This is a genomic window from Pedobacter mendelii, assembly GCF_014635725.1.
GTDB lineage: Bacteria > Bacteroidota > Bacteroidia > Sphingobacteriales > Sphingobacteriaceae > Pedobacter > Pedobacter mendelii.
This window is the reverse complement of record NZ_BMDJ01000004.1, coordinates 135,116-149,072: the sequence shown is the minus strand read 5'-3', so window position 1 is coordinate 149,072 and position 13,957 is coordinate 135,116. Positions and strand designations below refer to the sequence as shown.

The following is a 13,957-nucleotide window of genomic DNA, read 5'->3' as shown; positions in this document are numbered from 1 at the left end:
GTTTATGATTGGAGATTAATGACTAGTATTTTAAGATACTTTAATCATCAGCCTTATTCTTAAGTTTCATCAAAAGTGTGTACGCTCCCTTTGTTACAATAAACTTATCTTTAACCAATTCGGGATGTTTTATTTCCGTTCTACCAGACTCGCTTATTCCTGTTTCTATTGGATTCATTCTAAACTTATTTGAAGATAAGGCAATAAATATATATTGTTTTCCCTCAAAATCAACAAATGCCTCGTCTGGCAATGTAGCCGAGGTATTGTTGTTTACCTCAATTTCTGCATTCATGTACATACCTGGAATTAATGTCTTATCATAGTTTTCAAAATGACAATGAACTTCGGCTACATGATCTGTATTAAGATCCTTGCTAATAAGAATAATCTCGCAATCATATTTTTTATCAGGCATATTGTTGCTGTAAGCTTTAAGTTTTTGACCTATGGCTAATTTTGGAAGATCCTTTTCGAAAACATTTAAATTAAGGTGTATATCTGTTGGATTAACCAGCTCAAAAAGCACATCAGATGGGTTTACGTATTTGCCTATGTTAACATTTACTTTTGATACAAAACCAGTTATGGGCGAATATAGATTTATTTGCCTTGAAATGTTTCGCTCACTAAGTTTGCCAGCATTAATATTAATCAGGCTCAATTTTTCAGAAAATGCGCCAAGGCTAATTCGCAAAGTTTTGTATTCTGCTTCAGCCTGCTGAAAAACCTTATTACTACTTGCCTGGCTTTGATTCAGCTCTTTTTGGCGCAGATATTCACGCTGGGCAAAATCAAGCTTAGCTTTTATTGTAAGGTAATCCTGCTGCATCTGTATGTACTGTTGATCTTCCATTACCGCTATCGCTTCTCCTTTATTTACATGCATACCTGGTAAAAGCTTTGTCGAACGGAGGTATCCGCCAAGTGGCATACTAACAGATACCATATTTTGTGGCGGTACGTCTATACTCCCGCTTACCTTAATTACGGAAGCGATATTAAGATTTTCCATTTTACCAGTTTCAATACCCGCATTTTTCAATTGAGCGGTATTTAGTGCTACCACATCAGATTCGGTAGTTGTATTTTCTACCTGTTCGGGAGCGGCCTTTTCCTGGCTGCAGCCAAATAGAAGAAATATGATTAGAATTGAAATTATATTTTTCATCGGTATAAATTTTGTTTTAATTGTGATGAAGCGATCATGATTTCTCTGTAGTTTTTTATTTTTTTTTGTTGAAAAACTCGCCAGCTCGGTTTACTTATTCTACTGAGTGGTTTTGAAAAATCATGATGATTTCATTGTTTTTTAGAGGTTAAATAGTTAAGCTGAATTACCGTTTGATTTAAAGTTTTAATAAGATCGAGATAATTACTTCGAATGATAATAGATTGATTAATCAGCATTCCCCACTCCAGATAATTTATATCGCCGTTAATAAATTGTTTATTTGCAGTTTGGATAATCAAATCGGCATTTTTTAATACGCTTTTTTCATAATTATATATATTCTCCACACCATATTGGTATTGATGCCTTGCCGTTTCAATCTGTAATTCCAGCTGCTGTTTTTGCAGTTGGAAATTAGAATCGGCAATCTCTTCATTAACTTTCGCCGCTAATACCTTAGCTTTTTGAGCACCTGCAAAAATGGGTACTCCTATTCCCAATTGTGCTGCCTGAAACCTTTTGTCTCTTCCATAATAACGATCATCTGCTCCCGTTCCTTTCATAGAAGTATTGAAATAGCCAACAGTTAGTTCGGGAAGTAATTTTGATTTTTCGACCCTAGTTATTGCTTTACTGATTAATTGTTGCTGCTGATAAAACCGGAGCTTATAATTTTTATTTACCTCAACGCTATCAGTAGTTTCTGATAATTGTTTTTTTTGTATGCTGCCTTCCGGATAGAATTTGATGGCAGTATTAAGCAATACCTGAAACTGAAGTAATACCGTTTCCATTTCCTGGCGTAGTTGATTAAGCTGAAAGTTTACGGATGCTTTCTGTGTTTCTGCTGTAGCTTTTTCCATAATATTGCTTTCGCCAACTTTAAAGCGAATGTTTGCCTTTTCAAGAAATTGACTGTAAAGGGAATCACTCTTTAAAATCAGTTTTTGCTTCTCTCTTAAATATAGAAAATTATCGAAAACATCTGCTATTGTTTTGCTAAGTTCAAAGGTTTTAATATCAGCGCTTGTTATGGCTTGATCAGCCTCCAAATTGAGCAAGTTCTTTTGGTTACGGTAAACTGTTGGAAAGCTGAAAGATTGAGATAACCCAAAACGGTTATCGTTGTAAGCACTATTCAGCTGACCAAATTCACCGGTAAAGTTTGTAAAAGGTAATATAGTAGAGGTTTTAATAAGCTGCTGCTGATATTTAACCATTAAGGCTTGGTTTTTTACCATCAAACTTTTTTTCATTGCGGTATCTATCGCTGCACTAAGCGATATAGGTTGCTGTGCTTGCGCATTACCTACACAAAGTACTAAAATAAAGCCGACCAAAACAGGTACTTTTTTTCCTAAAGAAAATACTGCTCCTTTTTCAAATATTATATAAAGAACAGGCAACACAAAAAGGGTTAAAAATGTTGCAATCATAAGCCCACCTATAACCACTGTAGCCAATGGGCGTTGCACTTCTGCTCCGGCTCCGTTACTTAAAGCCATAGGTAAAAATCCCAGTGATGCTACAAAAGCAGTCATCATTACAGGCCTTAATCTTAGTTTTGTCCCTTCCAATACAATTTGTTTTAAATCTGCCATGCCATCTTTTTTAAGCCTGTTAAACTCTGCTATCAAAACAATTCCATTCAATACTGCTACACCAAAAAGCGCAATAAAACCTACACCTGCACTAATACTAAAAGGCATTCCGCGTAGAGCAAGAAAGAAAATTCCGCCTATGGCTGATAAAGGAATTGCAGAATAAATTAGCAGCCCTTGCTTAACCGAACCAAAAGCAAAAAACAGGAGAATAAAAATAAGCACCAGCGAAACCGGCACAGCAACCATTAAACGCTTTTTTGCTGCATTGAGGTTTTCAAATGCACCACCATAAGTAACATAATAACCCGGTGGAAATTTAATTTTGGAATTTACCTTTTCCTGAAGTTCACCAACAATTGTCTGTACATCCCTACCCCTAACATTAAAACCAACAACCATTCTTCGCTTGGCATCTTCGCGCTGGATTTGGTTCGGACCATTCTTAATTTCGACAGTTGCTAATTGCGATAAAGGTATCTGCGCACCTGTAGGCGTTGGAATTAATAGATTTTGAATATCCAAGAGATTTTTGCGTTGCTCCCCATCGAGCCTTACTACAAGCTGAAAACGTTTTTCACCTTCAAAGATAAGGCCTGCACTTTGTCCGGCAAACGCTGTATTTACAATCCGGTTAACATCCGTAATATCTAGATTATATTGTGCGATTAAAGCTCTGTTATAAGAAATTAAAACTTGCGGCATTCCGGTTACAGGCTCAATAAAAAGATCTTGAGCACCATCTACTTTGCTAATAATCGATCCCATTTTTTTTGCAAATATGGCAAGTGTATCTAGGTTTTCGCCAAAAATCTTACATACTACATCCTGCCTTGCCCCTGTCATTAATTCATTAAAACGCATTTGTACAGGGTATTGAAATCCTGCCGTTATCCCAGGCACAGCTTCCAGTGCCTTACCCATTTTTTCGGATAGTTCATTAAATGTTTTAGCTGAGGTCCACTCTTTTTTATCCTTAAGTATCACCATCATATCGCTGGCTTCCATTGGCATTGGATCTGTTGGTACCTCACCGCTTCCAATTTTTGTAACTACCTTTTCTACTTCAGGGAACTGAGTTTTCAAAATATGAGCTGCTTTTTGTGTACTTTCTATTGTTGTAGAAATATTGCTTCCTGTAAGCACTCTAGTATCTACAGCAAAATCGCCTTCTTCCAATGCCGGAATAAATTCTCCGCCCAGAAAGGTTAAGGTAACAATCGATATTATAAAAAGCGAAAGCACGGTTAAGAGCACTGTTTTGGGAAAGCCAATTACTTTTGAAAGTGTTTTATGATAACTCAATTCTAATCTGGCCATGATCCTATCAGAAAAATTAGGCTTTTGCTTTATCTTTTTGCTCAAGAAAAGTGCACTCATCATCGGAATATAAGTAAGAGAAAGTATAAATGCGCAAAGCAAAGGCAACTGTTTGTGCCATGGGTTTAAACATTTTACCTTCAATACCCTGTAAACTAAAAATTGGGAGATAAACAATAAGGATAATAATTTGCCCAAATACTGCACTGTTCATCATTTTTCCGGCAGAATGCTTTACCTGACCGTCCATTTCCTCCTGACTTATTTTTGAAAGGGAAGGGATTTTTTTATGATGTGAGAGTTGATGCATAACGGCTTCAACAATAATAACCGCACCATCTACAATAAGCCCGAAATCCAATGCGCCCAAACTCATCAAATTTCCGCTCACACCAAAAGTGTTCATCATAATTATAGCGAAAAGCATAGCTAATGGAATTATAGAAGCTACAATAAGTCCAGCCCTGAAATTGCCAAGAAATAGAACAAGTACAAAAACAACAATAAGCGCACCTTCCAATAGATTTTTTTCTACGGTGCCTATAGCATTGTTGACCATTTTGGTACGATCCAAGAAAGGCTCTATTATAACACCCTTGGGCAGTGTCTTCTGAATTTGAGCAATCCTGTCTTTTACATTTTTAATTACTTCGCTACTGTTTGCACCTTTAAGCATCATCACAATTGCGCCGGCAACCTCACCCTGGTCATTATAGCACATTGCACCATATCTTGTAGCGTAGCCGATTTTAACTTCAGCAACATCACGAACAAAAAGCGGTCTGTTTTGAGGAGTTTTGATGGAAATATTACCGATATCTTCCACATTTGCAACTAAGCCTTCTGTGCGTATAAATAATACGGAAGGCCCCTTTTCGATATAAGCACCCCCTGTATTCTGGTTGTTTCTATCAATAGCACTAAATACATCATTTATTGTAATACCGAACGACTGGAGTTTATTCGGATTTATGGCAATTTCGTATTGTTTAAGCTTACCACCAAAACTACTTACCTCAGCTACGCCTTTAACCCCCAGCAATTGTCTTCTAACAATCCAATCCTGAATCGTTCTGAGTTCGGTTTCTTTATATAGATGTTCAAAACCTTTCATTGGGCGAACCACATATTGATAAATTTCTCCTAACCCTGTTGATACCGGACCAAGTTCTGGTGTACCAATTCCTTGCGGAATTTGTGTTTGAACCTGTTGCAAACGCTCTGCAACCTGTTGTCGTGCCCAATAAATATCAGTATCATCACTAAACACAATCGTTACAAGAGAAAGACCAAACCGTGAAAAACTTCTGATTTCCAGCATTCCTGGAATATTGCTGTTGGCTTGTTCGATGGGGAAAGTAACCAGCCGCTCTATATCAGTAGCACCGAAAGATGGCGCGATGGTAATGACCTGAACCTGGTTATTGGTAATGTCGGGAACTGCATCTATGGGCAGTTTTTTGATTTCGTAAAATCCATATCCGATAAGCGCAAAAATAAAAAGCCCGATGATAAGCTTATTGCGTATCGAAAATTCTATTATTCTATTGAGCATAAAATCTTAAATAAGTTATTAAAAATTATGAAAGTTTAATCCTATATCTGCGCTTAAAAGCAGTATAAGAAATTAACTCAACTTTGGCGGTTGCCAAATTGAACCTCTGAGTGCAGCGGTTTCCATAAATTTGTAATAACCTAACCTGGGTGGTAGATATTCAGTAACCATATCCTCCGGTACAAGACTTTCAGCCAATCTCATATTGAGCGGCTTTTCTCCATGACCTTGATTAGAACAGGTTTTGAATGGCAATTTCATATCCTGAAGATAATCTGAATCATGAACATCACCATTTGCATAGTGAATGCATAAAAATCCCCATAAAGACAAATCCTCTTGCTGTTGTTTATGCTCCAGGTAGTGACTTATCAAAACTGGAAGTTTTAAAAACTGAGAGAGCTCAGTTGCTGAAAAAAGATAGCAGCATAATAAAAATAAAGCAGTTTTTTTTATCATTAGGATATGGACTTGGCTAAATTAGTCAAAAATCATCAGTTTTCTCCTCCATTAATCATATCCGAAACAATTCCCTTTCCATCCTTTTTTTCAGCAAGAAAGACTCCGGCGAAATGCACCACAATAAAGGCAAGTATCAAATACATGCAGAAGCCATGAAATTCCTTAATACTATGGTTAATGCCTCTGGAAATATCTACAAAATCTTCAAAAGCGAGTAGTAGCCCAGTAATTACCATTATTAACAGCAAAATATAGAAAATTATATATAATCCTTTCACTACCAGCTCATGCTTTGCAGCTTCTCTTTCTCTTTTTAAGATGAAATAAGCCTGATAAGCTTTTTTAATTTTAGGAATAATTCTTTGAGATGAGGGCAGAAAAAACTCTGCTATCAACCTGAAAAGGAAAAGCGCTGCAAGTGCATAACCGAAGTAAATGTGTATGCCCCATACCTGATCTTCAAGGCCATGAGTTACCGCACCTGCTTGTTTATCGCTAACTGTTGCGCCGGCATTCATCAATTCATCTTTAACAAACTTTCGCTGAGAACCATCAAACAATATAGAATTGATGAGAACGGTTAACAATGAACCAATTATGATTATGAAGTTTACCCAATGCCAGATACGCGTAGACACTGCGTACCTCTTCCCTTTATTTGCCTCGCCGATTTCTTGATTAGTTGGTGCTATAATGGCCATATAATTTTATTTATTAAATTTAATAGTAAATGTATGCAAATCGTGATGGTAAGAATATTCTAACAAATAGTGCTGACGGTTACAAATCTGCTTGAGTATAGCAAGCCCTAAACCCGTACCTTCAGAGCTATTATCTTTATAGAAACGGTCAAATATCTTTTCCGGATCTAGTGCTTTATTATGACCAGTATTGGAGAATACAATTTTTTCGGCATTTAATCTAATTTCTATCATACCACCATCGTAATTATGCCTGATAACATTACTGAATAAATTATTAATCAATATTTCCAATAATTGCCGACTTGCAGCTATAGTTACATCAGCCAAGGCTGAATCTAAAATTAGATTTCGCTCTGAAATAAGCTCCTGAAAGTAAACCGTCTTTTCTTCTATCAGTGATTTCAGGTGAATTTTTTCCTCATCCTGCAACAAATTATTATCAATTTTAACCAAAAGCAACAACGATTGGTTAAGTTTTGTCAAACGAGAAGTAGCTTTATAAAGTTCAACCAAAGTTTCACCGTCATCTTTACCCAATACATTAGATTGAAGCATATTATCAAGTTTGGAATTGATGACTGCTAAAGGAGTCATCATCTCGTGAGATGCATTTTCTGTGAAAAGTTTAATTTCATCATAATCAGACTTTACCTTACCCGAAAGTTCTACCAATACCTGGTTAAGCTGCCTAAACTCCATAATCGGCATATCAACTGATTTATATGGATTTTCTTGACTAATATTAAATGCAGTAATATTTTTTAAAAGCTGCTCAAAAGGATTCCATATTTTTTTAAGTAAAATCCGATTAACCAATAACACAAGCCCAAACAATAACATAACCGGAAGTAAAATGATAAGACAGATATTCCTTATTTGCTCCTGACGCTCAAATTTAGATGCGATAACCAGTACCTGATAAGGCTGCCCAACAATTTCAAACTCTGTTTTAAGATACCTTGCAGATTCGGTACGATGCTTTACAGGATTATAAAATACCGTATCGGCATAAATGCTTAAAAGACGGGCTTGCTTAATTTTTTTATATTGAACAATCAAATCTTCAAATTCATGTGGTTTGTAAAAAGAATTTTTATCTGAATATTCTTTCACCTCCATAATTTCCTCTACTAAGTCATGGTCTATCTGTCTATCAAGATAAAAAACCAACATTCTGTAAAAAAGAATTCCAATGATGAGTAATCCGAAGAGACTTATAATTAGGAGTATCTGGTTGTACCTGGTAAATAACCTCATATATCAGTGAATTTATAACCTACGCCATAAACAGAATGAAAATAGTCTTTACTTCCTGCATCAATTAATTTCTTTCTTATATTCTTAATATGTGTGTATATAAAATCAAAACTATCAGCCATATCAGAATCATCTCCCCAAATATGTTCAACTGCAGCAGATTTTGAAATCACTTTGCCCTTATTAGCAACAAAATAAAGCAGCAAATCAAACTCTTTTTTAGTCATGTAAACTACCTTTCCATTTACAATAACCTCTTTTGCATCAAGGTCGATGCGAATTTCATTAAATTCAATATGTCTTTCACCATGTGCACTTTTTCGACGTACAACTGCAAGTATTCTTGCGTTTAGTTCTGATAGATGAAATGGTTTTATCAGATAATCATCAGCACCAAGGCTCAATCCCTCAATTTTTTGTTCAATAGAATTCCTAGCCGAAATGATAATTACACCTTCAGTCTTATTCATTCTTTTAAGGTAATTCAATAACTGAAGCCCTTCTCCATCAGGAAGGGTTAGATCTAATAGTATGCAGTCATAATCATATACTGCCAGCCTTTCCAATGCCTCTGCATAAGTGGAGGCCATACTACATAAATTACCCTCTGCCATTAAATACTGGACAATACTACGTTGTAATCCCAATTCATCTTCAATAATCAGAATCTTCATATATAAACAAATATGGCATAAGATACTGAAGACATCTTGAAGTTTAGTGCAAAAAACAGAAAGACAAAAACTATTTTAACTAATGCTATTGTTCAGAAGCTTTTTAACATTAAGTTGTTTACCTTTTTCAAATACCTTTCGAGAATAAGGAACAAAATATTGATGGGAAGAAAGCAAACTTAGGTTAAGCATATCCCATTGTTCTGCTGAGTAAACAATCCCCAGATTTTCTTCCCATTCTTTTTAAGGTTCTCTGCATATATAGGATAATCAACGAGGGAGAAATGATAAAAGTCTGCATCGCATATTATCATACCGAGCATGTTATCTGGTTTCTGAGGAAATTTTGTTGCATTTATGCAGTTACAAACGGAATCAATTATTTCTTCGATTACATTTTCGCCTTTCAAAAAATCGTATGCAATTTGAATACTTGCATCCTCATGGCCCATATACGTTTGGGTATATCCAACATCGTGAAAGAGGGCAGAGAGTTTTAAAGTATACTTTTCAGTATCTGTTAACCCTGAGTGATTACCAATTTCTGTTACGGCTTTTAACACCAGAAGTGTATGCCTAAAATTGTGAAAATACATGGATAAAGGAAGTTTTTCATTTAAAAGCTTATCCACAAATAGATTTGCTTCCCTGGTTACTTTTCTCATCAGCGCTAATAATCCAATTTGGTATGCCGCTAGTATATCCATTAAATCTGTAGACAAACTGAAGTTTATGTTATTTAACAAATATTTTGAAGTTTTATAACATATAATAGACTTTAAAGATTTTTAATCAAAAGCTTATTTATCTCTGAAAAAGGTGGTTATAATGATGAGGAAATCGTTTGAAAGCGCCTCAATTTCTTGAGGTGAGTTTCTTAGAAAATCATAATACTAAGACAATTGTGATAAATCATGGTAAGCTGCTCTACATTTAATTCTACGAAGTATGGTGGTTGGCTTATATTCAGAAAAATCAAGCTTCGAACGTTGCTTTATCAAATCGATTATAAGTGAAATGCTTTTATCATCATCTTCGCTTTATTTTTTATTTTACCTCCATAATTTACATAATATTCTATGGCACCGAGCATTGAGTCAGGTTCCAATTTAAAATCAACCATTCCGGTTGCAATGGCTTTAAAGGGCATATTTGGAAAAGATGAAGTTTATGGATTTCTAACCATAACCATCCCTCCTGCTTTTTTGACGGCAATCAGTCCTTCGGCACCATCATTTCATAGTCTGGAAAGCACAAAAAAAGTGGCTTTATTACCACAATCTACAGCAAGCGAATTAAAAAAGTATTTATAGTAAGATACGGACTGTTGGTTTTTTCCCTATTGCGAAGATAAAGACGTCCATTTTGAATATTCATAGACTTATCGTATGGAATTACGTACACCCTGTTGATTTCCACAAGAATCCATTAATTTGCCTCTTGAACAAATAGTTCGCTATGTTTACAAGCACTTCAGTCATTCTGCTCTTAAAGTTTGCAGAAAGATGCTGCACCACAACATAGGAAACACCATATAACGTTGTATGGTCGAAAAAAGAATTAATTTCTTCCAGCCCACCTCCATTATGTAATTAGGTACAGGCAAGAGGTAAACGCAATGGCAGACAAAAAATAGTATAAAAGATATACTGATAAAAATGAATGGTGAAGCAAGATAATGTGATTAAAGGTTAGTATTAATACTCATCATTATACAAGTTACGGGTAAAATAGATTCAAATGTTTTAGAAATAAACATCTTAAAAGAGAATAAGTTAAAAATTAGCTTAATATTCTAAATCTGATCATTAATTCGCTTGAATTGGAGAAAAAGGCTTAACAAGCTGATTTCCGGCATGCCTAAAAAGCATTGACTTTAGATAAAATAATCAAAGATTATTCGTTAAGCTTTTAGTAATTTTCGAAATGTATAAAATTAAACTTTTAATCTTTTTTATTTTAATATCTGCTGCGAGCCAGGCAGAAATTAAGCTTCCAAATTTGGTTGGCAATAACATGGTTTTACAACGAGATAAGCCGATTAAAATTTGGGGTTATGGAGAAATTGGAGAAAAAATCCAAATTGCATTTGCGGGTAAAAATGTAAAAACAGTAGTTGATGCAAATGGAAAGTGGCAGGTAAAAATACCAAAAATGCAGGCTGGTGGTCCTTTTGAAATGATTTTGCAGGGTAAAAACAAAATCATTTTATCCAATATTTTAATTGGTGATGTATGGATTTGCTCAGGTCAATCTAACATGGAGTTTAATCTTCAGGATGTTTTAAATGCAGACGTGGAAGTAAAGCAAGCAAACTTTCCTCAAATTAGATTATATAGCATTGATAAGCAGATTTCTTTAACACAGAAAGACGATAGTAAAGGGAACTGGAATTTATGTACAAGTGAAAATGCGAAATACTTTCCGGCTATTGGTTACTTTTTTGGCAGAAGAATTAACCAGGATTTAAAAGTTCCGGTAGGCTTAATTAATGCAAGCTGGGGTGGTACTGTAATTGAAAGCTGGATAAGTAGCGAGGGATTATTAGGCGAAGAAACCTTTGGCAAAAAAGCACAGGAAGTCTCAAAATTTGATACCGCTGCTTATAATCAAAAACAGCGATTGCTGAATAAGCAATGGGTAGACGACTTTAATCGTGGGGATGAAGGTTTCAAAAATGGCGTTTACACTTGGGCAAATAGTAATACCTTAAATTGGAGTAGCATAAGTTTACCCAACGGATGGGAATTTACAGGAAAACCAGATTTATGGGAAATGGATGGTATTGTTTGGTTTAGCAAAGAAATTGAGCTTAACGAAAAAGATTTAAAAAAAAATGCTATACTTAATTTAGGCGTAATTTTAAATGCTGATCAAGCTTTTTTCAATGGAGAATTAATAGGCAAAACTGGAGATTCATGGGGTATAAATCGCAATTATACCATTCCGCAAAAACTTTTAAAAGTTGGTAAAAATGTACTTACGGTTAGAATAGAAAATTATGGCGGTGATGGTGGCTTTATGAGTAAAGCAAATTTATTTTATTTGAACACAAATGAAAGATTTACCTCGTTAGCTGGAGAATGGAAATATAAAATTGGTTATAAACTAACGACATATAACCGGCCAGAAAAGCAAATTAGTCCGAATACATTACCAACACTAATGTACAACAATATGATTAGTCCGATAATTGATTTAAGCATTAAAGGCGTTCTTTGGTATCAAGGCGAAAGCAATTGGGACAGAGGTTATCAATACCGGGAGCTTTTTCCAAGGATGATTTCAGATTGGAGGAATAAATTTAAGGACAAAAATTTTCCGTTTTTGTTTGTACAGCTGGCGAATTACCATAAAAAAAATGATAATCCTGCTGATTCTTACTGGGCTGAAGTTAGAGAAGCTCAAGACTTAACTCAAAAAGTGAAAAATACCGGAATGGTTACTGCTATAGATGTTGGTGATCCGGCAAATATTCATCCTAAAAATAAACAAGAGGTTGGTAGAAGATTGGCTCTGCTGGCAGAAAAGCAGGTTTACCATTTACCTGTTGATTCTTTAAGTGCTGTTTACGAAAGTTTTATTGTAAAAGAAAAATTGATTACCATTAAAATCAACAATGTGTATGATGGGCTAAAATCAAAATCTGATGTTTTGGGAGACTTCCAGATTGCCGGAGCAGACAAAGTTTGGTATTGGGCAAATGCAAAAATTGTAAACAAAAACATTATAGAAGTTTTTAGTGAAAAAGTGCAAAAACCTGTAGCTGTTCGGTATGCCTGGGAAGATAATCCGGCTGAGGCTAACGTTGTCAACTCAAAAGGATTCCCTTTATTTCCTTTCAGAACGGATAACTGGAATGGCGTAACATACGGAAAGAAATAGACAGATATTTTCTGGCTACGCCATTGCATCTCACTATTCTGTCTGTGAAACACAGACAGAATAGTGATTTATACTCTTGTTAAACTGGCTATGGGCTTAAAATTAAATTCAACGTAATTCGGAACGAATACTGATTATGCTATCCTTCTAATTATTTCTATACAAGCCCGGCTATTGTGATAAGGGCATTTCCAAACGCCAACTTTATCTTCTTTAGGCATAATTTCGCCTTGTTCTGTAATTCCCCAAAACCATTCGCCTTTATCATAATCGATGATTTTGCTTTTCACAAACATCCAGTTTCGCAGGCTGATTTCTAAGAATTTTTCATCATGCGAAATTTGCCAGGCATTAAAAAAACCAACCATCGCCTCGGCCTGAACCCACCAGTGTTTCTCTTTTATAAGATGGTTTTTAGAAGGTTCATATTCATACCATAAACTACCATCAGTATCTAAACCATTTATAGAAGTATCGGCCATTTTAACAGAGATAGATTTTACGGATTCAATCAGTGTTTCATCACCCACAGCCTCTGCGGCCTCAAGCAATAACCATGATGCCTCAATATCATGTCCATAGGAAATTATATCTGATTTAGCCTTCCAGTTTTCATCAAAGAACAAAATTAAATTCCCGGTTTCAGGTTCCAAAATGTGCTTTGTAAAATCATTAATAAGTTCGATAATCTTAAGCTTTAGATTTTCATCCGGCCAAATTCTGTAAAGTGTAGTAAAAGCTTCCAAAACATGCAAATGCGTGTTCATTGTTTTCTTTTCATTAGCATCTTTCTCGCTTAGGCGCAAATCATCTAAGGATTTCCATTCTCTGCTAAAAGCTTCAAAATAGCCACCCTTTTTAGAATCATAACTATGATTAATTAAATCGTTATAAAGCTCAATTGCCATTTTTTTAGCACTTTCATTTTTGCTGGCTAAATAATATTCGCTAAAAGCATAAACAGTAAATGCGATGGCATAAACCTGTTTTTTTTTATCAACGGGTTTACCTTTTGCATCAATAAGCCAATAAACACCTCCAAATGCTTTATCTATAAAAAAATTAGTTATGTACTCAAAAGCACGATTTGCATTTGCAAGGTATTCTGGATTTGCTTTTAAATTATAAGCAGCAGAAAAAGACCAGAGAATCCTTGCATTTAGAACACTGCCTTTTGGTGCAGAAAAATTAATATTATTATAATTATCAATCTTCCCAACAAAACCACCATTAATCTCATCAACAGTAAAGTGTACCCAATAATCCAGAATATTTTCCAACTCTGCGCTTAATTCATCTTTATATTTTTCTATTTCTAATTTCAA

At 35.1% G+C, this 13,957-nt stretch carries 11 protein-coding genes and 1 pseudogene; 2 read left to right on the top strand and 10 right to left on the bottom strand.

The features are described from left to right. Positions 1 to 40: 40 nt before the first annotated feature. The 8 genes and pseudogenes from IEV50_RS08785 to IEV50_RS19920 form a co-directional block, all read right to left on the bottom strand. Positions 41 to 1,171, bottom strand: a complete 1,131-nt coding sequence (locus IEV50_RS08785; RefSeq protein ID WP_188413167.1) for an efflux RND transporter periplasmic adaptor subunit — start codon at positions 1,169 to 1,171, stop codon at positions 41 to 43. A gap of 131 nt (positions 1,172 to 1,302) precedes the next feature. Further along, positions 1,303 to 5,650 (bottom strand): annotated as a pseudogene (locus IEV50_RS08780) (CusA/CzcA family heavy metal efflux RND transporter). A gap of 72 nt (positions 5,651 to 5,722) precedes the next feature. Next, positions 5,723 to 6,025 (bottom strand): hypothetical protein, encoded by a 303-nt coding sequence (locus tag IEV50_RS08775; RefSeq protein WP_188413165.1) that lies wholly within the window; start codon positions 6,023 to 6,025, stop codon positions 5,723 to 5,725. A 119-nt stretch (positions 6,026 to 6,144) separates the two neighbouring features. Next, a complete protein-coding gene (locus IEV50_RS08770; RefSeq protein WP_188413163.1) occupies positions 6,145 to 6,813 on the bottom strand; it encodes a cytochrome b/b6 domain-containing protein in 669 nt (222 codons plus the stop codon). A 6-nt stretch (positions 6,814 to 6,819) separates the two neighbouring features. Beyond that, positions 6,820 to 8,073, bottom strand: coding sequence for a sensor histidine kinase (locus tag IEV50_RS08765; RefSeq protein WP_229746676.1), 1,254 nt, complete (start codon positions 8,071 to 8,073; stop codon positions 6,820 to 6,822). Continuing rightward, entirely contained in the window at positions 8,070 to 8,747 is a 678-nt protein-coding gene (locus tag IEV50_RS08760; RefSeq protein ID WP_188413161.1) for a response regulator transcription factor, read from the bottom strand. Before IEV50_RS08760 ends, IEV50_RS08765 begins: the two co-directional genes overlap by 4 nt. Before the next feature lie 179 nt (positions 8,748 to 8,926). Beyond that, the gene (locus tag IEV50_RS08755; RefSeq protein ID WP_188413159.1) at positions 8,927 to 9,454 is read right to left on the bottom strand and encodes an HD domain-containing protein; all 528 of its coding nucleotides are present in this window, start codon (positions 9,452 to 9,454) and stop codon (positions 8,927 to 8,929) included. A 186-nt stretch (positions 9,455 to 9,640) separates the two neighbouring features. Further along, positions 9,641 to 9,754: a hypothetical protein gene (locus IEV50_RS19920; RefSeq protein WP_371870271.1), complete on the bottom strand. Its 114-nt coding sequence runs from the start codon at positions 9,752 to 9,754 to the stop codon at positions 9,641 to 9,643. A gap of 72 nt (positions 9,755 to 9,826) precedes the next feature. Here IEV50_RS19920 and IEV50_RS08745 point away from each other — a divergent pair, with 72 nt between their 5' ends. Beyond that, positions 9,827 to 10,060: a hypothetical protein gene (locus IEV50_RS08745; protein WP_188413155.1), complete on the top strand. Its 234-nt coding sequence runs from the start codon at positions 9,827 to 9,829 to the stop codon at positions 10,058 to 10,060. 81 nt (positions 10,061 to 10,141) lie between these two features. Here the strand turns inward: IEV50_RS08745 and IEV50_RS19915 are convergent, their stop codons facing one another. Next, positions 10,142 to 10,321, bottom strand: a complete 180-nt coding sequence (locus tag IEV50_RS19915) for a hypothetical protein (RefSeq protein ID WP_188413669.1) — start codon at positions 10,319 to 10,321, stop codon at positions 10,142 to 10,144. 352 nt (positions 10,322 to 10,673) lie between these two features. Between IEV50_RS19915 and IEV50_RS08735 the strand changes: the two genes are divergently transcribed. Further along, the gene (locus IEV50_RS08735; protein ID WP_188413154.1) at positions 10,674 to 12,632 is read left to right on the top strand and encodes a sialate O-acetylesterase; all 1,959 of its coding nucleotides are present in this window, start codon (positions 10,674 to 10,676) and stop codon (positions 12,630 to 12,632) included. A gap of 134 nt (positions 12,633 to 12,766) precedes the next feature. Here the strand turns inward: IEV50_RS08735 and IEV50_RS08730 are convergent, their stop codons facing one another. Further along, entirely contained in the window at positions 12,767 to 13,957 is a 1,191-nt protein-coding gene (locus IEV50_RS08730; RefSeq protein ID WP_188413151.1) for an AGE family epimerase/isomerase, read from the bottom strand.